The organism is Paenibacillus sp. MER 99-2 (genome assembly GCF_023714095.1).
GTDB lineage: Bacteria > Bacillota > Bacilli > Paenibacillales > Paenibacillaceae > Paenibacillus.
The window spans coordinates 1,463,898-1,484,749 of the sequence record NZ_JAMAUZ010000001.1; the positions used below are offsets into that span (position 1 = coordinate 1,463,898).

Annotated in this window: 18 protein-coding genes; 16 read left to right on the forward strand and 2 right to left on the reverse strand. The window is 44.6% G+C overall.

From position 1 onward, the window contains the following. The first annotated feature begins 5 nt into the window (after positions 1 to 5). From M3636_RS06610 to M3636_RS06655, 10 genes are all read left to right on the forward strand, one after another. Positions 6 to 2,060 carry a hydantoinase/oxoprolinase family protein gene (locus M3636_RS06610; RefSeq protein WP_251381656.1) on the forward strand — a complete coding sequence of 685 codons (2,055 nt, stop codon included), beginning with the start codon at positions 6 to 8 and terminating at the stop codon, positions 2,058 to 2,060. Beyond that, complete coding sequence (locus tag M3636_RS06615; protein WP_251381658.1) at positions 2,057 to 4,030, forward strand: hydantoinase B/oxoprolinase family protein; 1,974 nt, start codon at positions 2,057 to 2,059, stop codon at positions 4,028 to 4,030. The genes M3636_RS06610 and M3636_RS06615 overlap by 4 nt, the downstream gene beginning before the upstream one ends. A 107-nt stretch (positions 4,031 to 4,137) precedes the next feature. After that, entirely contained in the window at positions 4,138 to 5,274 is a 1,137-nt protein-coding gene (locus tag M3636_RS06620; protein ID WP_251381660.1) for an ABC transporter substrate-binding protein, read from the forward strand. A gap of 45 nt (positions 5,275 to 5,319) precedes the next feature. Then, entirely contained in the window at positions 5,320 to 6,444 is a 1,125-nt protein-coding gene (locus tag M3636_RS06625; RefSeq protein ID WP_251381662.1) for an ABC transporter ATP-binding protein, read from the forward strand. Next, positions 6,441 to 7,358 carry an ABC transporter permease gene (locus M3636_RS06630; RefSeq protein WP_251381664.1) on the forward strand — a complete coding sequence of 306 codons (918 nt, stop codon included), beginning with the start codon at positions 6,441 to 6,443 and terminating at the stop codon, positions 7,356 to 7,358. Before M3636_RS06625 ends, M3636_RS06630 begins: the two co-directional genes overlap by 4 nt. Beyond that, complete coding sequence (locus M3636_RS06635) at positions 7,351 to 8,184, forward strand: ABC transporter permease (protein ID WP_251381666.1); 834 nt, start codon at positions 7,351 to 7,353, stop codon at positions 8,182 to 8,184. Before M3636_RS06630 ends, M3636_RS06635 begins: the two co-directional genes overlap by 8 nt. 5 nt (positions 8,185 to 8,189) lie before the next feature. Continuing rightward, complete coding sequence (locus tag M3636_RS06640; RefSeq protein WP_251381668.1) at positions 8,190 to 9,413, forward strand: M24 family metallopeptidase; 1,224 nt, start codon at positions 8,190 to 8,192, stop codon at positions 9,411 to 9,413. A gap of 79 nt (positions 9,414 to 9,492) precedes the next feature. Beyond that, positions 9,493 to 10,692, forward strand: a complete 1,200-nt coding sequence (locus M3636_RS06645; RefSeq protein WP_251381670.1) for an MFS transporter — start codon at positions 9,493 to 9,495, stop codon at positions 10,690 to 10,692. A 276-nt stretch (positions 10,693 to 10,968) separates the two neighbouring features. After that, entirely contained in the window at positions 10,969 to 11,463 is a 495-nt protein-coding gene (locus M3636_RS06650; protein WP_128101891.1) for an RNA polymerase sigma factor, read from the forward strand. Further along, positions 11,460 to 12,458 (forward strand): hypothetical protein, encoded by a 999-nt coding sequence (locus M3636_RS06655; protein WP_251381672.1) that lies wholly within the window; start codon positions 11,460 to 11,462, stop codon positions 12,456 to 12,458. The genes M3636_RS06650 and M3636_RS06655 overlap by 4 nt, the downstream gene beginning before the upstream one ends. Positions 12,459 to 12,555: 97 nt before the next feature. On the opposite strand, the gene M3636_RS06660 is transcribed toward M3636_RS06655, so the two are convergent. After that, entirely contained in the window at positions 12,556 to 13,005 is a 450-nt protein-coding gene (locus M3636_RS06660; RefSeq protein ID WP_128101893.1) for a GNAT family N-acetyltransferase, read from the reverse strand. Positions 13,006 to 13,134: 129 nt separating this feature from the next. Between M3636_RS06660 and M3636_RS06665 the strand changes: the two genes are divergently transcribed. From M3636_RS06665 to M3636_RS06680, 4 genes are all read left to right on the forward strand, one after another. Further along, positions 13,135 to 13,950, forward strand: a complete 816-nt coding sequence (locus M3636_RS06665) for a MerR family transcriptional regulator (protein ID WP_251381674.1) — start codon at positions 13,135 to 13,137, stop codon at positions 13,948 to 13,950. 99 nt (positions 13,951 to 14,049) lie between these two features. Continuing rightward, positions 14,050 to 14,565 carry a ClbS/DfsB family four-helix bundle protein gene (locus tag M3636_RS06670; protein ID WP_251381676.1) on the forward strand — a complete coding sequence of 172 codons (516 nt, stop codon included), beginning with the start codon at positions 14,050 to 14,052 and terminating at the stop codon, positions 14,563 to 14,565. A gap of 299 nt (positions 14,566 to 14,864) precedes the next feature. Then, complete coding sequence (locus M3636_RS06675; protein WP_251381678.1) at positions 14,865 to 15,788, forward strand: copper amine oxidase N-terminal domain-containing protein; 924 nt, start codon at positions 14,865 to 14,867, stop codon at positions 15,786 to 15,788. Between the two features lie 392 nt (positions 15,789 to 16,180). Further along, complete coding sequence (locus M3636_RS06680) at positions 16,181 to 16,636, forward strand: NUDIX domain-containing protein (RefSeq protein ID WP_251381680.1); 456 nt, start codon at positions 16,181 to 16,183, stop codon at positions 16,634 to 16,636. Positions 16,637 to 16,810: 174 nt separating this feature from the next. On the opposite strand, the gene arfA is transcribed toward M3636_RS06680, so the two are convergent. After that, complete coding sequence (gene arfA, locus M3636_RS06685) at positions 16,811 to 18,304, reverse strand: arabinosylfuranosidase ArfA (RefSeq protein ID WP_164848836.1); 1,494 nt, start codon at positions 18,302 to 18,304, stop codon at positions 16,811 to 16,813. A 204-nt stretch (positions 18,305 to 18,508) separates the two neighbouring features. Here arfA and M3636_RS06690 point away from each other — a divergent pair, with 204 nt between their 5' ends. Together M3636_RS06690 and M3636_RS06695 are read left to right on the forward strand one after the other, a co-directional pair. After that, the gene (locus M3636_RS06690) at positions 18,509 to 19,429 is read left to right on the forward strand and encodes an ArsR/SmtB family transcription factor (RefSeq protein WP_128101899.1); all 921 of its coding nucleotides are present in this window, start codon (positions 18,509 to 18,511) and stop codon (positions 19,427 to 19,429) included. Positions 19,430 to 19,699: 270 nt separating this feature from the next. Next, positions 19,700 to 20,728, forward strand: a complete 1,029-nt coding sequence (locus M3636_RS06695) for a phosphotransferase enzyme family protein (protein WP_251381682.1) — start codon at positions 19,700 to 19,702, stop codon at positions 20,726 to 20,728. The last annotated feature ends 124 nt before the right edge of the window (positions 20,729 to 20,852 follow it).

Sequence of the window (20,852 nt, forward strand, 5' to 3'; positions counted from 1 at the left end):
AGCTTTTGGACACCATCTACCGTTTAGGCGTTGATATCGGAGGCACATTTACCGATGCGTTGGTCACTGACGATCAGGGGAGAATCGTTACCGCACTCAAGACACCGTCCATTGCTTCAGCGCCTGAACAGGCCATTTTTAATGCGCTTGATCAGCTTAAGGATCGTGGTGTGGATATTCAAGACATCGATCTGTTTGTACATGGAACAACGCTTGGGGTTAACACACTAATTGAGCGAAATGGTGCAGAAACGGGACTTCTGGTAACGAAAGGCTTCCGTGACATTCTTGAAATTCGTCGGTTGCGATTGGAAGACACCACCAATCTGTACGGTGATAAGACGGAGGCGCTTGTCCCAAGGCATCTCGTTAAAGAAATTGATGAACGTGTCCTGGCAAGTGGTCGAGTGCTGCACCCGTTGGCTCTAGAACAGCTCCTTCAGGCTGCAGATGAGCTAGTTGAGCAAGGGATTACCGCTCTAGCGATCAGCTTCCTGCATGCCTATGTGAATCCCGCTCATGAGAAGCAAGCAGAGGAACAGATTAAGCAGCGACATCCTCATCTTTTTGTATGCAGTAGCAGCACGATATGGCCACAGCAGCGAGAGTTTGAACGTACGCTTGCTACAACTATGAACGCTTATGTGGGAGAACGAATGGGATCGTACTTCCTAAGGCTACAAGAAGGTATACAAGTATATGGATTAAAAGCCAATCTGCTATCAACGATGTCCAATGGTGGCATGATGACAGCCTCAAGTGCAGCAAGTGAACCTGTCCGTACGCTATTGTCTGGTCCAGCTTCAGGTGTAATCGCAGCAACACATATCGCACATGTCGCAGGCATTGAACAGGTTATTACATTTGATATGGGCGGTACAAGTGTCGATGTGGCTCTGATTGATGTACACCCTTCTTATTCAACCGACAATAAAGTTGGTGATTTTCCAGTGATTATCCCTGCAATTGATGTGACAGCCATCGGCGCAGGTGGAGGCTCTATTGCCTGGCTTGATTCTGTAGGTGTGCTTAAGGTAGGACCTCGCAGCGCAGGAGCAAGTCCAGGCCCAGCTTGTTACGGGAGGGGAGGACTTGATCCAACCACAACAGACGCATATCTTCAGCTAGGCATCTTGCAAGCAGATCGCTTCCTGGGTGGACAAATGCAACTTCATCCAGAGCTTGCAACAAGTGCTCTTGATCGATTAGGTAACGCCCTGGGACTGGATGCGACACAAACGGCTCAAGCTATTCTAGATGTGGCGACAGCTAATATGTACGCCCAATTCTCACCGTTAATGGCACGAAAGGGTGTTGATCCACGTGATTTTACACTGCTTGCTTACGGCGGTGCTGGACCAATGCATGCCTTTTTGATGGCTTGTGAGGTGGGAATCCGCAGAGTGCTCATCCCGCCTTCACCGGGAACACTTTGCGCCATGGGATGTACGGTAGCCAACTTGCGCAATGATTTTGTTTTTTCGTTACATCAGAATAGTCAGGCTCTGGCTCCGGGAGAATTGAGTAGCCATTTCGAGGCATTAGAGCATAAAGGTCGCAACTGGGTTCAAGAGGAAGCCCAAGGGAGCTTGAAACTGGAGTCCGTATACTGCTTATTCAGTGCCGATATGCGTTATGAGGGACAGGCATTCGATCTGGAAATTTCGCTTACATCTGAAGAGATTAACACGCCTGAGCTCGCCAAAGTCAAATTTCATTCGCATTATGAACAGGTCTTTGGTATTCGTCAGGCTGAAGCAGAAGTCATGTTTATTAGTCTTCGCGTGACGGTAGTAGGCGTTGTGCCATCAAGCAACAGCATAGATCATGAAGTGCAAGCACACCAATCGTTAGATGAGAACGAACCAGAAGAACGTATGATTGTCTTTGGCAACATTCCCAGAATAGCGAAGGTGTGTACCCGAACGCAGATTCCTCTCCATGCTGTGATGCAGGGGCCCGTCATTATTGAAGAATATGATACGACCATTTTCATTCCCGCAGGCTTTACGGTGTTCAGAGATATTCACGGGAATCTGATTGGAGAGATGCAGGCATGATCGCGGATAAGGTATTTCTGGAGATCTTCAATAATCGGATTCAAGCGACAGTAGAAGAGATGGCGAATGTGGTATTACGCACGGGGTTTACTGCTTTTGTCAAAGAAACCGGTGACTTTGGAACATATCTACTGTCTCCATCAGGAGAGACATTCGGCTCTCCGCTTGAAACGGGATACAATCTGTCACTTGGTATTCCTGCTGCTGCAACGATACAGAGCATCAATGATTGGCAAGAGGGTGATATCGTCATCTGCAATGATCCATATGCCACGCAAGGCATGGTAACCCATCTTCCCGATATGCATCTTATCAAACCCTTCTTCCATGAAGGACGCATTATTGCATTTGGGATGTGTTTTGTACATTCATCAGACGTTGGTGGCAAGGTGCCAGGAAGTGTGTCCCCCAGCGCTTATGATATTCATATGGAAGGCATTCGAATAGCGCCTATTAAACTGTATGAGGCAGGCGTTCTTAATGAAACTGTCCAGCGCTTATTTCTAGACAACAGCCGCATTCCTGAACAGAATTTGGGTGATCTTCGAGCTCTTATGGCGGCATTGAATCGTGGAGAACAGCGAATGGGCGAATTGATTGCGCGATATGGTGCAGAACGAATAGAACAGGGCATTGAAGAGTTGCTGGAATACGCGGAGCTGAAAGCACGAGCCATTGTCAGTGACATTCAAGATGGAACATATGAATTCTGGGATTACCTTGAAAAGGGACCAGGCGGGTATCCGATTCGTCTGCGATGCAGCATGACAATCAACAAGAGCGATATCTACCTTGATTTTAATGGTTCCGATCCACAGGTCAGGGCATCGTTCAACATTCCAACCCATAATCAACAAGGACACTACATGCTGGTGCCTGCTCTAATCCGTTATTTTCGTACACTTGATCCAACGATTCCGTGGAATTCCGGTATGATTCGTCTGGTGCGCAATTATGCGCCTCCAGCCTCCATTCTTAATCCAGAGCCTATGGCAGCGGTCGGCGCTCGGGCGGCAACCTTTATTCGTCTGATGGATGTCATCACTGGTGCTTTGAGTAAAGCACAGGCGAGCAAAGTACCTGCGGCAGGAGCAGGACAAGCCTGTATTGTCATGATGGCGATGACCGATGCAAACGACGGGAAGAAAAAGGTTGGCGTTATACAGCCGATCTGTGGTGGATCAGGTGCAAGACCGATGAAGGATGGTATTGATGGTATGGATTTTGCGGTAGGACATCTACGTAATATCCCGGCCGAGACGGTAGAGGCTGAGATGCCTGTCATGATTGAACACTACGGTCTACGTCCAGATTCGGCAGGAGCAGGAACCTTCCGCGGTGGAAGCGGGATTGAGCTCCGTGTACGGATTCGCACACCGGATACGGTGATGACGGCAAGAAATATGGAGCGAATGGAGTTCCAGCCATGGGGTAGGCTTGGAGGCGGTGTGGGTACACACGGTGAGGCTATTCTGAATGTTGGTCTCGATACCGAAGAGCAGTTAGGTAGAATTGATGAATTGCTTCTTCAGCCGGGAGATACGGTTACCTTCCTATCCCAAGGTGGCGGCGGATATGGCGATCCTCTAGAGCGTGATGTTCAACTCGTGTTGAAGGATGTTAGAAGTGGGTTAGTATCGACTCATCAGGCACTTGAACGATACGGCGTTGTAATCCGAAATTTAGCGTTGGATGAGGAGCAGACAAGGATTGAACGTGCTAAACGTGAGCAGGAGAAACAGGACTTCAACTATGGTCATACGAGAGAGAAGTATGAAACGTTGTGGACTGATGAGATGCAGTTGGCGTTGGTTAATTCCCTGAGTAACTATCCTCTTGCGCTCCGTGATTATTTGAAACGTCGGACGATGAATGCTGCTGAACACAGATTCGTAGGCAATGCTTCCCTAACACCTCTCGATATACCTGTAATGATGAAAGAGTTGCGACAGCAGATTGGACTTCAATGAGAAAGAAAACGAAGAAAAAGTTAACGCTCTATTGAAACACATTAACTAAATAGGTTCAATTGATAACTTTGTTGCTTATATCACTTATTCGATGGGGGAAATTCAATATGTTCAAGTCTAAGAAGAATCGTTTTCTCAGTTTAGCTTCTCTCACACTGGCTGCTTCACTTGTACTCTCGGCTTGCGGGGGAGCGAGTAATACCAGCAATTCTTCCGAAGGAAAGGATGCTTCAGGATCTGGTGGGGAAAAGGTAAAGCTCACGATGTTCATTTGGGCTGGTTCCAATCAGGATGTTGTACCAAAAGAAGTTGTTGCTGAATACGTGAAAAACCATCCAAACGTTGAAGTGACGTTCGAAGAATCAAGTAACTCCGTGATGTATCCGAAGATGGTTGCTGGCAAACAAGCGAGTCCGGACGATCCAATCGTTAACTTTGGTTACTTCAATGCCGATGCTACGGCGAAAGGTCTGAACGATGATATGTGGGAACCACTCGATACAAGCATCGTGACCAATATGAAGGATATTCCTGAACAATTCCATCAGCCAGATAATAAAGGGATCGTCTGGGGTGTATCCAGCTTTGCACTAGTGTACAACAAAGATCTTGTTCAAACGCCACCAACCAGCTGGAATGACCTGTGGGAGAATGAGCAATTCAAAGGGAAAACCGCTCTGTGGGACTATATGTTTTATTCATACATCTCTCCGTTAATTGCGGTTAAAGGCCAAGAGATTGGTGCTTCATATGAACATCCAGAACCTGCATTCCAGTACGTGTCTGATCATAGCGATCAGATTGGTACACTCGTCACTTCCAATGATCAGTTAAAAGCACTTCTTGAATCGGGCGATGCTCTAATTGCACCATTCAGTGCACAAGTTGCTCAGACATGGATTGATGCAGGTTCACCTCTAGCTGTTGCTTATCCTGAAGAAGGCGCAATTTCCTTCCCCTATTCACTACAAGTGGTCAAAGGATCGACTCCTGAGCAGACTCGGGTGGCTAACGAGATCATTAACGAACTGCTGAATGCTGAGTCACTGACGAGTTATGCAGATGCTACCGGAACGCCTGTAACTAGCACGACGGCAACGGTACCTGATAAGTATAAGGATGACCCTTCTTTCTCCGTAGAAACACAAAGTAACGGCATTAATCCGGATTGGGACAAGCTTGCACAGAACAGCTCCGCTTGGAAAGAACTATGGGATCGTCTGGTGAAAACGAAGCTGCAGTAAAACAAATCTATTCGTAATACGAACGGGATAGATTGGAGGAATATAATGAACAGCGGACGAGATACCGTTTCCATTGAAACGAAAGGTGTCACGAAGAGATATGGGGGGCGAGCCGCCGTTGATCAGGTCACTCTTCAGGTTCATAAGGGAGAGTTCGTCTCCCTTCTAGGGCCAAGCGGCTGCGGCAAAACAACCCTGCTGCGCATGTTAGGTGGACTTGAACAGCCAGATGAAGGGGTCATTTTGCTGGGAGGACGTGATGTCACGGGAGTTCCTGCTTATGCTCGCAACAGTAATATGATATTCCAGCAGCTTGCGCTGTTTCCTCATATGGATGTATTCCACAATATTGCATACGGTCTCAAAGTAAAAAAAACACCGAAAGCGGAGATTAAACGGCAAGTCTATGACATGCTTGAATTAGTACAGCTTGGAGATTACAGTAACCGAGCCATCTCGCAGCTGTCGGGAGGACAGGCTCAGCGTGTGGCTATAGCCCGTGCGCTAGTTAACCGACCAGAGGTATTATTGCTTGATGAACCGCTCTCTGCACTTGATATGCAGTTGCGCCTGGATATGCAGCACGAGCTGAAACGAATACAGCGAGAGTTCGGGGGCACATTCATTTTTGTCACGCATGATCAGAGTGAAGCAATGAACATGTCTGATCGGATTGGCGTCATGCGAAGTGGAAAGCTGCTGCAATATGGGACGCCTGATGAAATTTATGAGAACCCTGCGGATCACTTTGTAGCTAAATTCATTGGAGATACCAATCTGATTAATGTAACCATATTAGGATCAGATCGAGAGGTTGTTCGTGTTGATTGTTTCGGTCATACATTTGTTGTAAAAGAAAACAGGCGAGGCAACGCTCAACCAACGGGTACACCATCTGTATTGTCGTTACGTTATGAATATATCCGCCTTGGCGCTGAAGCCGAGGACAGTGTGAATGCGTTTGAAGGCAAGGTGATTGAGAGTGTGTATGGGGGTGCCAGTATACGCTACACCTTGGAAATAACATCCGAATTACATATTCAGGCGACCGTTCTTCATCAGAGAGGTGCATCTCGGTATGCAACAGGTGATATCGTATGGATTGGATTTGACCCGGATGATGCACTGTTGTTATCTGAGCCTAAATCGAATCAGGAGAATGGATCATGAAACGGGTAACTGAACGCGTTGTCAATCTGTATTCATCTCAGCATCGTCACTGGGTAACCCAATTTTTACTGCTCGTGCCTGCTTTAGCGTTGATGGGAGTGGTCTACCTTGGCAGCTTGCTGATCTTCGGCAGATACAGCTTCGACATTTATGAGAACGGTAAGTTAATTCGAGGATGGGACTGGGCTTCATACCGTGCGTTTCTATCTGACCCGTATTACTGGAAACTGATTGGGACGACGTTTCGAATTGCATTCAAGGTTACATTGTGGAGTGTGCTACTCGCGTATCCGCTGGCTTATACCATCGTGGGCTTGAAGAAACCAGTTTTGAAGCAGTGGTTACTCCTGTTAACGTTTCTACCCTTACTGGTTAGTGCGGTTGTGAGATCCTATGGATGGCAGTTGCTCTTATCTAGGCAGGGCATGATGAACTGGTTGTTCACCCATCTGGGGATTACAGAAGAAGGCTTCAATATGATGTATAACGAGACGGGTGTTGTCGTTGCACTAGTTCATATTTTTCTGCCATTTATGGTTTTTCCTATCCTGAATGTGTTATCCCAAAGTGATGCATCGCTCAAAGCAGCAGCGCAGGATCTAGGTGCAGGCAGTTGGCGTACCTTTTTGAACATAACCCTACCATTATCAGCAAGAGGCATTGCAAGCGGAATCCAAATTGTGTTTACACTGTGCCTAACGGCATTCACCACACCTCAGCTTATCGGGGGAGGTCGGGTGATGACACTTCCTGTTTTTATATATCAACGAACACTGGATACGAATTGGCCTATGGCAGCCGTTGCTAGCTTGTTCTTGCTGGTATCCTCCATCGTTGTCTCGCTCATCGTCAACAAAGGCGCGGACATGTTGATGTTCAGGCGTTCTAGCAAAGGAGGTCAGGCACATGGTTAGTTCTAACAAATTTACGAAGCTGCTGCTCTATGTTTTTACAGGCATGGTAGCGATCTATCTGCTGTTACCATTACTGATGATCGTGATAACATCGTTAGGCTCTGGATCGGCAAGCAAATTCCCACCAGAGGGGTTCACGATGAAGTGGTACGCTAATCTAGCGGAGCAGACCCAGTTTTTGCATGCATTCAAGAACAGCCTTATTGCTTCTACAGGTGCCGTACTACTGGCTCTTGTAACTGGAACGCTAGCTTCGCTTGCCATCGTACAATATCCGTTTCGTGGATCAGGGTTATTGCGGGCTTTCTTCGTCTCCCCAATGGTTATGCCCAAAATCACGCTGGGCATCGCGTATCTGATTCTCTTTTCCAAAATGCATATAGCAGGCGGCTTATTTGCCTTGATTTTAGGTGAAGCAGTCATTGTTCTCCCCTTTGTTCTGACAATCGTAGGTAGTGCGCTCGCTAATCTACAGCCTGTATATCGGGAGGCTGCTGCGGATATGGGCGCAAGTCCAATACGGATTTTTTTCACCATAACGCTGCCACAGCTTAAATTGTCCTTGCTCCTCTCAGGCTCTATTGCTTTTGTATTCACATTTGATCAAGTGGAAGCTGCTTTGTTGCTCTTGCGGCAGGATAGCTACACGTTGCCTATTCAGTTATTTCTGTATATGGAAAAATGGCAAGACCCTACCATTGCGGTGGTATCTGTTGTTTTAATCGTATTTGCGCTTGTGCTGTTTCTTCTAATCAGGCTGGTTCTGCGTTCTCTTACAGGAATGGAAGGCATGCTGGGCGGAAGAAAAAAACAAAGGAGGTCTTGATTTACATGGGAGATGTAAGCTCACAACAGCGTTCTCGTAGTGCTGGCTTGAACTGGGAGCGGGCAGAAGAAGTGATGAAGGCAAAAGGGATTGCGGCTCTAATTGCAACTACACCGGAGAATATTCAATATGTCATTGGTTCGCAGCTACGTGCGAGTAACTGGACGATGCAAATTTATGCGATACTTCCTGCGGATCGAACGGCAAGACCTTGTATCATCATACCGACCAATCGTCTGGGAGTAGTCGCACAATTTGGTATAACGAACGTTGATATTTTTGCATACAGCGATTTCTTCGTGGAAGGCACGGTTGAAGGCAAACCTTCAACCCCGGATATTGACTTGTTTTATTCATTGCTACAATCCACGGTTATTCACACAAGTCCGTTAGATGCGCTTCAAGCGGCAATTAAACAGTTAGATATTGAACATCAGCCTATCGGAATTGATGAAATGCGGATAGCGCCACAGATTTTGGAAGGAATTAAGAAAACGATCCCTAATGAAGCCGTTATACCTGCCTATGCACTATTTCGACATATTCGCTTGATCAAAACATCCTATGAAGTGAAGCGGCTACAAGAAGCAGCCGTTCTGAATGAACAGATTGAGAAGGAACTCATTGAACTGATTGAAGCAGGTGTTCATGAGAAGCAGATCGCAGACCACTATCGACTGGCCGTGATGAGAGGTGGCGGGATTCCTGCAATGACCGCAGTCGGCGCAGGGCCCCGAAGCGCGCTGCCTCTGATCGAGAATTATTTTCACACGATTGAATCAGGTGATCAGGTTCGCTTCGATCTTTGTTTGCAATTGGAAGGTTATTGGGCAGATACCGGTCGCACAGTGGTTGCAGGTGAGCCTACACCTTGGATGAAAAAGCATTTTGATGCAGTAAAGATTGGATGGGAGACGGCACTTGAACATGTGCGCCCGGGGGTCAAAGCGTCGGACGTATTTCATGCAGCGGTATCACGCGTGCAACGCGAAGGTATCCCTCATTATCGACGTCAGCATGTGGGACATGCGATTGGCCTGGAGCTGTATGATGACTTGACCCTCTCCCCGGGTGACCAGCACATCTTGGAGCCCGGTATGGTACTTTGTGTTGAGGTGCCTTACTATGAGCTTGGTGCTGGCGGCTTCCAAATCGAGGATACGGTGATCGTTACTCCAGATGGTTTTGAGTTTCTGACCCATATGGAGCGTAAACTGTTCACGAAATAACGATTGTTGGGAGGCTTCACGCAAGCGATCTGGCAAGAGCCGATCAGGGAGCATTCCTGCCAGAAAGTTGGAAAATGCAATGATTCAGCAGGGAACGACAACATTTCGAAACATCAGTCTTGCATTGTTTGCCGGAGGATTTATCACGTTTGCATTATTATATAGCTTGCAGCCTTTGATGCCTGAGATCAGTACAGCTTATGCAATTACGCCCGCGCAGTCTAGCTTAACTCTCTCTGTAACGACCGTTGCGATGGCACTTACGATGCTGTTTGTGGGCTCTCTATCTGACTTGGTCGGGCGCCGTTACATTATGACCGCAGCTCTAGTGATCTCATCGCTAATTGCCATACTGAGCGCGTTCAGCTCAGGATTTACGGAGCTTTTACTACTTCGCATCCTTCAAGGTGTCGCACTTGCAGGGCTTCCAGCTACAGCTATGACGTACTTGGCTGAGGAGATCGACACCTCCAGTCTGGGGTATGCTATGGGTCTATACATCAGTGGCAATTCCATCGGAGGCATGGCAGGTCGTTTTATCAGCGGTGTGATTACAGATTGGTTCGGTTGGCGCACAGCTATTGGTTTCATAGGAGTACTTGGCTTATGTGCTGCTCTGATATTCTGGCTTGTCATTCCACCGTCACGTAATTACGTGAAAAGTGCTGTAAGCTTCTCACGAATCATCCCGCTCTTATGGTCCCAATGTCGTAACCCACGTTTGCTCTGCCTGTACGGACTCGGTTTTCTGTTGATGGGTGGTTTCGTAACGCTATTTAACTATATTGGCTTTGAATTAACTGGAGAGCCGTATAGCCTGAGTCAATCTGTCGTTGGAAGTCTGTTTGTTGTATATATTATGGGCACCTTGAGTAGTACTTGGATGGGGAGAATGGCAGATCGATACGGCAGATCACATGTGCTTATTTTGACGCTTGTCATCATTCTTGCTGGGTCACTATGCACACTACATGCTGACTTGTGGGTGAAAATTGTAGGACTTGCGCTGTTTGCCTTTGGTTTCTTCGGTGGACATTCCATCGCAAGCAGTTGGGTAGGCCTTGTGGCGAAGCAGCATGTATCCCAGGCGAATGCTCTGTATCTATTTTTCTACTATGTCGGTTCAAGTGTCAGTGGAACAGGTGGAGGGGTGCTGTACAGCGTACAAGGCTGGCAAGGTATCGCAGGTATGATCGTTGTCTATGTTATGATAGCGATTGTCCTGTGCCGTATCCTTGCACATCTGGATGAACGACCATCGGTCATAAACATGAAATAAGGTAGAACAGTTATTGATTCTCGTTTGTTGCGAACAAGTGGAAACCCAACTTATGATTTAAACAAACATTTGATCAAGAAAAATATGTGAGCATTAGGCTATTTCGGGATTGATCTCCTCCGAAGTAGCTTTTTTTATTTTAGTGAAAGCTCGCTAAAGTCCGGTTTTGATTAAGGATTTTGCTTCTAAATAAGAACATCTTACAAATTCTAAAAACAAAATGTGACCAAATGTCGTCCTTAAGAGTGTTTAACAAATAAAGGAGGGCAAGACAACATGCAGCGATCAGTGCCCGAGCCGGGCGATCATGTGATGAACATCTACGAGGCATATGCGGATACACTGTTCCGGATTGCCATGGTACACCTCGGCAGACGAGAGGACGCAGAGGAAGCTACGCATGATACCTTCATCAAATATATAGAAAAAGCCCCCACCTTCAACGACGCAGAGCATCAGAAGGCATGGTTAATTCGGGTCATCACCAATCACTGCAAGTCCTTATTAGGCAGAGGTTGGCGCAAACGGGAGGTCAAGCTGGAGGGCGCAGATCCTCTCACAACGGAAGACCCTGAAGACCAGGCGTTGATTGAACTTGTGCTGTCCCTGCCTGTGAAGTATAGATCGGTGGTTCACTTATATTATTACGAAGATTATCCGATCCGAGAAATCGGCGCTATTCTACAGATTAGCGAGTCAGCAGTGAAGATGCGATTACAGCGGGGAAGACAGTTGTTAAAACTGGAGCTGGAAGGGGAAGAACAGCTATGAACGAGGAACAATTCAGACGAAATTATAAGAAAGCGGTGGATTCGATGAAAGCAGATGAGCAAATGAAAAAACGGATGGAGCAAAGTGTGAATGCAGATCGCCGGCAACAAAAGCGTCAACGTAAACCTCTATACATAGCAGCCAGCGTTGCTATTGTTGCGAGTATTGGAATAGCCGCGCCTAGTGTATGGCAGCAATGGAACGCACCGAATGTACCGGTGACTAGTGTGGCTATCAATGAAACCAACGACTCAAATGAAACCAATACACCGAATACATCCAATGATCCAGTTGTTATTCCAAAAACGGAATTACCAAGTACGGATGGTAAAGGTGCTATGGCAGATATGATGCAATTAGTCGTCTATCAGGGCAATGTCTATACCCAATCAGCGACATCGCTTGATGGTGCTGATGCGCTTGCCTTGCGTGGTGAGAAGCTTGGCACGACAACAGGTGGCATCAATGAGTTAAGCGGCCAAGATCAGTATACGGAGCTTGCTTCCAACATTGGTGAGGCAGACATTTATGCGGTAAACGGGTACGATCAAGACTTCCGAATCATGTCCTATACTGAGATTGATGGACAGGTGTACGCACAATTATTTGACAAGAACAATGATATCACGATTAATACTGGTGCCGATCTCATCGGTAAGTTGCACATTGAAGGTAATATTACGGCCGCGCAGTGGGAAACCTTTGCAAGCTGGAACAATGGATTACAGGAGCTGCAACAGCTACCAGCGGATGCGTCATTGAATGAATTTGTCTCGGCATTGAATGCTGCTAAGCCGATTGCAACCAGCCCAGAGCTGGAAGAGAAACTGTACGGACAGGAAGATCGCAAAATGATTTATCTTACGCTACAAGATAAAACCAAAGTGTCCTTAGTATTGTTCGGTGAAGGTCTAGTGCGTTACGGCAATGTACCCGTATTCCTTGAAGTGGAGCCAGGTGCATTTCAAGCGTTCTGGGATAGCCTGAGCGAATAAAATAATAGTTGAGCAGCGCGAGTGGAAGCGCGACGAAGAGCGAGCAAGGCATATCATTGCCTTGCTCGTTTTTTTGTATGCTTAAAGAATCTTTGGCTTAGATCAATTTAACCATCACATGTTCTCCATTAATGTCTTTTTCACCATTCAACCTGAAACCGAATTGTGTATATAACTTCATCGCTGCTTTATTATTTTCATACAGACTGAGATAAATTTTCGTGCATGAGTATAGACAGACCATATGATCAATTAATGATTGCAGCAGTATTTTACCTAGTCCACGACCCTGATATTGCATATCAATCAGATAACGATCCAACCAGACTCTACCATCTTCGCTTTCGTTCGGAAACAAACCGTACATAGCGAAGCCAACAAGTACTCCGTCCACATACAATCCAACGGGCTGATAAAAGGGACAATCTTTAGCATCTTGTAAGCATTTAGCAGGAGTTTCAATGTAGTCTTGTTGAGTGTGATGTACACGCAAAGATATGATATCACTTAAATTGTTTTGATCTACGTTTTTAATTTCTATTTGCATAGGAGACACCTTCTGTAACCCTCTAAGGACATCGTACTTTTTTCCCTTGGGGTTTGATTTTTGTTTATTACTAAATTTAAAATAAGGTATCCGGTAACAGGATAGTCAAGCGCAAAAGGGAGAGAAAACATGGAGGGGCTAACATATGTTTCAACAGGTCAGTTTGCAGAGATATGTCATGTGAACAAAAAAACGCTCTTTCATTACGATGAGATTGGACTTTTCAAGCCGACTTATGTGGATGACAAGGGATATCGATATTATTCGTTGAACCAGCTAGATACCTTTTTAATGATCACTGCGCTGAAAGATCTTGGTATCTCGTTGAAGGAGATCAAGACCTATCTGGAAGAAAGAACACCGGATCATATTTTGCAGATGTCGAATGACATGATCCATAAGGTGGACAAGGAAATGGACAAGCTAAAAAATATCAGAAATATTTTGCAAGAAACGATAGAGTACACTCATCGGGGATTACAAGCTTGGAAGAATGAGGTTCGTCTGATCGATCAAGAGGAGGAATATCTGATGCTTAGCCCATTAATTCAAGAATCGGATGTCCTGACGGATCTCCGGTGGTTAACATTCTTTAGGCAATTCGAGAGACGGACGCAGTCTGCCAACACGTCGTTTGTTGGAGCGATGGTTAGTAAAGATCATATTCAAGCAGGGAAATGGAATGATAAGAGCTACTTGTTTGCCAAAACTCAAGTTCCTGAGCTTGCGACGATGATTAAACCAAAAGAAACATACGCGGTAACTTTTCATCACGGAAGCTACGAAAATATCGGAAATGCATATGCAGAATTATTGACATATCTACAGCAACAGGGACTAAGCCTAGAGGCGTTCGCGTACGAAGAATATCTTGTAGATGAGGTGGCTGTTCAGAAGGAGGAAGATTATATCACTCAAATTACGGTGAGGGTATCTTCTAACTAGTATAAAAATTGTTTATAAATGGTCAAAAATCTAGAACTAGGATATCTATCAGAACGAGCCTACCCATGCTAAGATGAAGTTAAAAAGGAGTTATGGCTCATGATCGAAACGAGTGAAAAAGAAGAGTTATTATTCAATAGTGATCACCATTTCAGAACCTTGCTAGAACTTGTTGAATCTGTGCCCAGAGGTAAAAGAGGCCTTTCAATTGAAACAGAAGAGAGAGACAAAAATTTTCGCGATGTGCTGATGCATTTATATGAATGGCATGCCATGTTGGAGAGATGGTACCGAGAAGGCATGGATGGTGATGTCCCTTCGATGCCTGCACCTGGTTTTAAGTGGCGTACGATTGATCAGCTCAATATGCAAATTTGGGAAAACTATCAAGATGTAACTTTGAACCATGCGATCAAAAAATTAAAGTTGAGCCATGAACGAGTGATGGTGCTTATCCGGAAACATACCAACGAAGAAATCATGACCAAGAAACATTATAAATGGGTAAAAACAAGCAATTTGTACAGTTACTTTGCAGCTAACACGTCCAATCATTACGTGTGGGCAATACAGAAATGTGAACGGATCGCCAAGGCGTTAGGACATAATTTGTAGTATAAACGCTCCTTAGGTAAATGGAGTACATAGGAAGCTGAACAGCGTGTAATTCGTTAAAGTAAGAGAAATAGTGAATATACGAGAAAGCATTGGTATTAACAAAGGCCAGTGCTTTTTGTGTTTCTTTCGATAAGATAAGCCAAGCTTTTTGATGAAAAGTTAATCAAAACAATTGGTAAAAAAAGACCTGTTAATGAATGTTATAAAATAGTATTATTTAACTGGGTATTAAGTCTTATTTTTATACAAGAAATAAATGATAATGCCTGCATAGCACACGGAAGGGAAGTTTTGTAATGAAAAAGAAGGTTGTCATCATCATGGCTTTGCTACTCACATTGATCGTCTCAAGTGTAAGTGCAGATGCAAGAAAGAACGTTATTGTCGACGGACAAACGGTTCTGTTCGATCAGAATCCTATTGTTGTTAACGGAACAACGTTAGTCCAATTCACACCTGTATTCAAAAAGCTAGGGATAACTTCGACTTGGGATCAACAGAAGAAGCAGGTGGTAGCTACAAAAGGTGGTACTAAGATCATCCTTAATGTCGGTAACAAAACGGCATATGTCAATGGCTCACCTGTGGAGCTTCAAGTTGCACCAACGGTTGTTGGAGGCAAAGTATTCGTTCCGTTAAGGTTCATCAGTGAAGCAACAGGTGCTTCCTTAAATGTGACGAACAATGGGAATAACATTGAGGTGTATAGTGGTAACAGTACGACTTCTTCAAACCAGACGGTGACTCCAAGTTCGAAACCATCGACAACTAAAATTAAGCCTTCATCTCAGCAACTTGAGAACTATTTAGATCAAAATCACTCCATTTTGGTTGCAGATGGCAGTTTGTACGAGGTATCCTATGTTGGTTTTGTAGAAGATCGAATCGTCATTGGCGTAAGCTTTGACTATGAGAATTACGGAACACTAATTAATAACGCCTTTGATCACAGTCATATTTTCAAGCTAATGAAGCCAGTCGCACAAGACCTACAAGCAAAATACGGTCCATACGACGTGAACATGGTTATGTATCTAGATTTTGAATCTCCGATTTATACAACTAATTTTGGCGTGGATAACATTGAAGCATTAAATAACGGGAATTATCACGTCCTTAAGTCCGTCTTTTATTTAAACTTTCTAGCTAAAACGAAAGAGTTTGAAGGTTTCTTAATCGATGATGAAGAACTAATTCCGATGTATTCCACTACATATTAGAACTAGAGTAGGGAAACAAAGAAGTAGTATTGCGTGGATAGGCTCCTTATATAGTAGACAGGTCAAAGATTAGATCTGTTACTGTAGGGAGTCTTTTCATTTGTTAGGGTCAGATGAACGAAGCACATGCTTGAGTTTTTCAGCAAAGAAAAGTTCAGGCCAAGTTTCAAGTTTAATTGCAATTGTTCAGAATTTGTTGAGTATTATGTGTTAAAATCTTCTTCATAAAATCGTGAAGTTAAGCGGAATGAATCTGAAGCTCTGTATTGCAATTGACAACAGTAGTCAGGCATCATCAATAATCACGTTTATTGAGAACGGGACTACGCTTAAGTCAGCAGACTAAACCCTCAACAACTCGATTCAGTACAATGATAAAAGAGGGATTGAATGTGGAAAAAAAGATTAGGAATTCTGCGAAAGCATTGATTATCCAGGATGGAAGAATGCTTGCCTTGAAGCACAAAAATGAGCAAGATGTATATTATACGCTGCCTGGCGGAACCCAAAATGCAGGTGAGGCACTGACTGATGCTGTTAAACGTGAAGTCGCAGAAGAAATAGGAGTTCATGTCGAGCCGTTATCCTTGGAATTTATTAATGAAGGTGTATATGGCGAAGCGCTACATCGGGTAGATTTCTTTTTTTTATGCGAGTATAAAGGCATGGTGGAACACTCGAATCTGCACAATGAAGAGGCTCAAGAGGGGTATGAATGGTTAGAGATCCAAGATATTATGGGACAGCCCCTCAACCCGTCTAAATTAAGAAAACAAATTCTTCGATTGGTTGCTGGAGAGAAAACGGTTATGTATCTAGGAAATGAGGAGCATGAAGATCCAGAATGATTCCTATGAAGAGTGGGCTGAATATCAGGGTTCATTTGTATATTTGAGTTCAATAAAAGACCTCCAGCTTCGTTAGAAGACTAGAGGTCTTTGTCATATCGTTAGAAAAATCGTTATAGGCAGCATTGCTGTCGAAGACGCTGCAGGTTCGTTCGAGCGAACTCTACCAGTGAATTACGCTTGTTTAGTTTTAAGACGGATTACGTTCCATGATGCTTTGTTCAGGACAGCTTGCACTTTACCCTGATCTACCTTCGTGTGGCCGCCGTTGTGAGGCATAACGTTATGCGGGTTTGTTTTGGTGTTGGTAGCTTTCAGATCGTCATTTTCCAGTACAATGTGCTCTACAAATGTAGTTTCGCCGAAAGAGCGAAGATCTACATTCAGTTCCATCTGTTCGTCGAGATGTCTGTTCACCGCAAAGATGGTGATCATTCCATTCTCTTCATCATGCACGCTGATTGCTTCCAAGTAAGGCACATCAGTGAAGTCTTTGGAATCGTACTTCGGTGAAGATACGACAGATTGAAGCACGGTGCCACGTCCGAAGTTGGATGCATGCATGAACGGGAAGTAGGTTGTCTGGAACCAGATCGCTCCGTTATTCTCAGTCATGATCGGTGCGATAACATTGATCAGTTGTGCAAGACATGCCATCTTCACTCGGTCAGCATGTTTCAGGATGGTAATCAGGTAACAGCCTACCGCGAGTGCATCTTCATGCGTGTACACATCCTCGAACTCCGGCGGTGCAATCTGCCAGCGTTCTTCCATACGGCTTGTACCAATAGAGTTCCAGACATTCCATTCGTCCAGGGACAGCATCAATTTTTTCTTACTACGTTTCTTCGCTTGCACGAAATCACAGATCGAAGCGACACTATCGATGAATTGATCCAGATCCAGGGAACTAGCCAGGAAGTCATATGTGTTGTCTTTATTATTGTTATAGTAAGCGTGCAGGGACAGATAATCTACATTCTCATAGGAAAGATCAAGAACTGTCGCTTCCCAATCAGCGAATGTACTCATGCCACGGCTCGAACTTCCACATGCGACAAGCTCGATATTTGGATCAACCCATTTCATCGCTTTTGCAGTTTCGTTCGCAATTCGGCCGTATTCATGTGCAGTCATTGCTCCGATCTGCCAAGGGCCATCCATTTCGTTACCTAGACACCAGGTTTTGAATTGGTGAGGATCTTTGTAACCATGGGAAATACGTAGATCGCTCCAATATGTGCCTGAAGGATGGTTACAGTATTCCACCAGGTTTCTTGCTGCATCAATACCGCGAGTACCCAGATTAACAGCCATCATTACTTCGGTTCCAACAAGCTTCGCCCAATCAGCGAATTCATTAGTTCCAATTGCGTTCGTTTCAATAGTCCACCAAGCAAGTTCAAGTCTGCGTTTACGCTCCGCTACGGGTCCCACACCATCTTCCCAATTGTAGCCTGATACAAAATTTCCGCCCGGATAACGAACAATCGGCACATTCAATGCTTTGATGGCTTCAATGGCATCCTGACGGAAACCTTGTGCGTCGGCAGTTGGGTGACCCGGATCGTAAATACCGCCATAGACAGCACGTCCCAAATGTTCAACAAAGGAGCCATAAACTCGTGGATCAACTTCAGCAATCTGAAAATCTTTATCAATAAGCATCTTGGATGTAAGCAATGTGAAAACCTCCATAGGATCGATTTGTTATTTTGTTTCATTCATAAGTGAAATATATTGGATTCGCCAAAAAGCAAAATCAAAATATTGATTTGTTATCTAATATGTATCATAATGCTTTTTTAGGAGCAAGATTATTTTACAGGGTTCGCAAAATAACGAACTCAAAACGAGAGGGAAGTGGAGTTCATGATGCTCGGTACGGATGCTAACTCGTTAATGGTCTACGAGGCGCTTGCAAGCGAAGCTCGGTTAAATATTGTTCGTTTATTACTACAAAAGCGAGAGATGCACATCAATGCACTCGCCGAAGAGCTATATTTGAGTAAAGCCATTGTCAGTACCCATGTGAGCAAGCTGCAGAAAGCCGGTATTGTTGGCAGTCGAATGAGACGGGAAAACGGTGGAACCTATAAATTTTGCTACATTCAGCAAGAGTTTATGACGATTAATTTGTCACCAGAGCCAATGGCAGCACCGTACCACGAAGTTTCTATTCCGGTCGGACAATATACGGATTATGAGGCGTGGCCAACATGCGGGATTGCGACGACGACCCAAATCATTGGGCAATACGATACACCAGCCTGCTTCATGGATCCGGATCGGGTAAATGCAGGCATACTCTGGTTGGCACGTGGCTTTCTCGAATATAAGATTCCTAATTACCTATATAAAGATCAGACAATCAAGGAGATTGAAGTTTCACTGGAGCTTGGCTCGGAAGCCCCTCAAGTGAATGAGAACTGGCCGTCGGATATACGTTTTACGCTGAATGGTCACTCTCTTGGAACGTGGACAAGTCCTGGTGACTTTGGGGATCGCAAGGGCAAGCTTACTCCCCAATGGTGGCATTCGGATGTCAACCAGTATGGTGTACTCAAAGTGCTGCGAATCAATGCTGAAGGCACGTTTATTGACGGTCAGCGCATCTCGGATATCAAAATAAATGACTTGAGTCTTAATTCTGCTACATATTGGACAATTCGTTTAAGCCCAGAAGAAGGCGTACCTGGTCGGGGTGGACTTACGTTATTTGGAAAGGGCTTTGGCAACTATAATCAGGACATCTTGATTCGGTACTACTATGAAGCAGTAGGTTCTGAATAAATTCTGCTAGAATATTTCTAAAATCAACTAGAATAATATGGAATTATAGGCTATATTGGTTACATCTAAACAAAAAAGGAGCGAATTTTAATGTCTAACAAGGTGATTGTGCTTTAGGTCTACAAAAGGATTATCGTTTACAACAGAGTCCTTTTGTGGACATTGTAATGCGGGAAACCGCCCCATCAATGTTTACTGGAGGAGATTATTATTCATTTTAACGAAGCTGTTCACATTAGCAACACGCATGTACTGTCACTCGCGTCCAAGGTGTTCGACCTGGAAGGTTACACGATTCAGCTTGTCCCACCTCATGAGGGAGGGCGGAATATCGTTTACTCTTGTGAAAAAGAGGGGCATGAGTCACTCATTCTCCGAATCTCTTTTATGCCTGATCGAAGCAGGAAGGATTATATGGCAGAACTCGAATATGTCCGCTATCTGTACGATCATGACGCAAGTGTACCCAATGTTGTAAAATCCAATAAAGGTCGTTTACTGGAAGAAATCGTTCATGATGAGCATACATTCTATATCAGCTTGTTTGTAAAAGCCAAAGGCAAGCTGCTTGTAGAAAACCATTATCAGTACCGGGAAGGGGTTCCCATTAGCGAGTACTACTATAATTGCGGCAAAGTTCTGGGCAAGATGCATCAGGAATCGAAAAGCTATACGCCCGTTAATAGCCGATATCAATTTCTGGAAAGATACAACACAGAAAAAATCGCGAGCTTAATTCCTGAAGCATTCCCTTTGCTCAAAGAGAAGATGACTGAATTGCTGCAGACCGCGAAGCAGTTGGATTTGAGTCAAGAGACATTTGGAATGATTCATTTCGATTTTAATGACGGGAACTACTCCATTGATTATGATACGGGTCAGATCACGGTGTTTGATTTTGATAATTCTTGTTTTGGCTGGTACATGTTAGACCTTGCATCTATATGGACAAACGGCGTTGGCTGGATTCAATTCGAACCAGATGCAGACAAACGTAGACAGTTCATGGACGATTATTTCCAAACCGTACTTGCTGGATATACTTCGGAAACGCAAGTTTCGGAAGCGATGCTGGAGAACCTACCGTTATTCATTCAACTCAACTTGCTGGAGAACATTCTGGATATGTTTGAGGTGATGCAGTATAACGAGCAGGAAGCGGAAGCGGAAGAGGATGATGAGCATCTGGCATATCTCATTAAATGTATGGAAGAGGACATATCGTACAAAGGATTTTTCCATGAGTTGTACTCCCCGGAAGCTCCTTTTGAATATGAGATAAAACTGGATTCTGATTGATAACTGGCAATCTACAATGAATAAATGAGTTAAGCTAACAGGAAGAGGCATCCGGTATAGACCGGTTGCCTCTTCTTTTTGTAGCTTGCTTTTATGTAGCCGAGACTTATTATATTCAAAACGC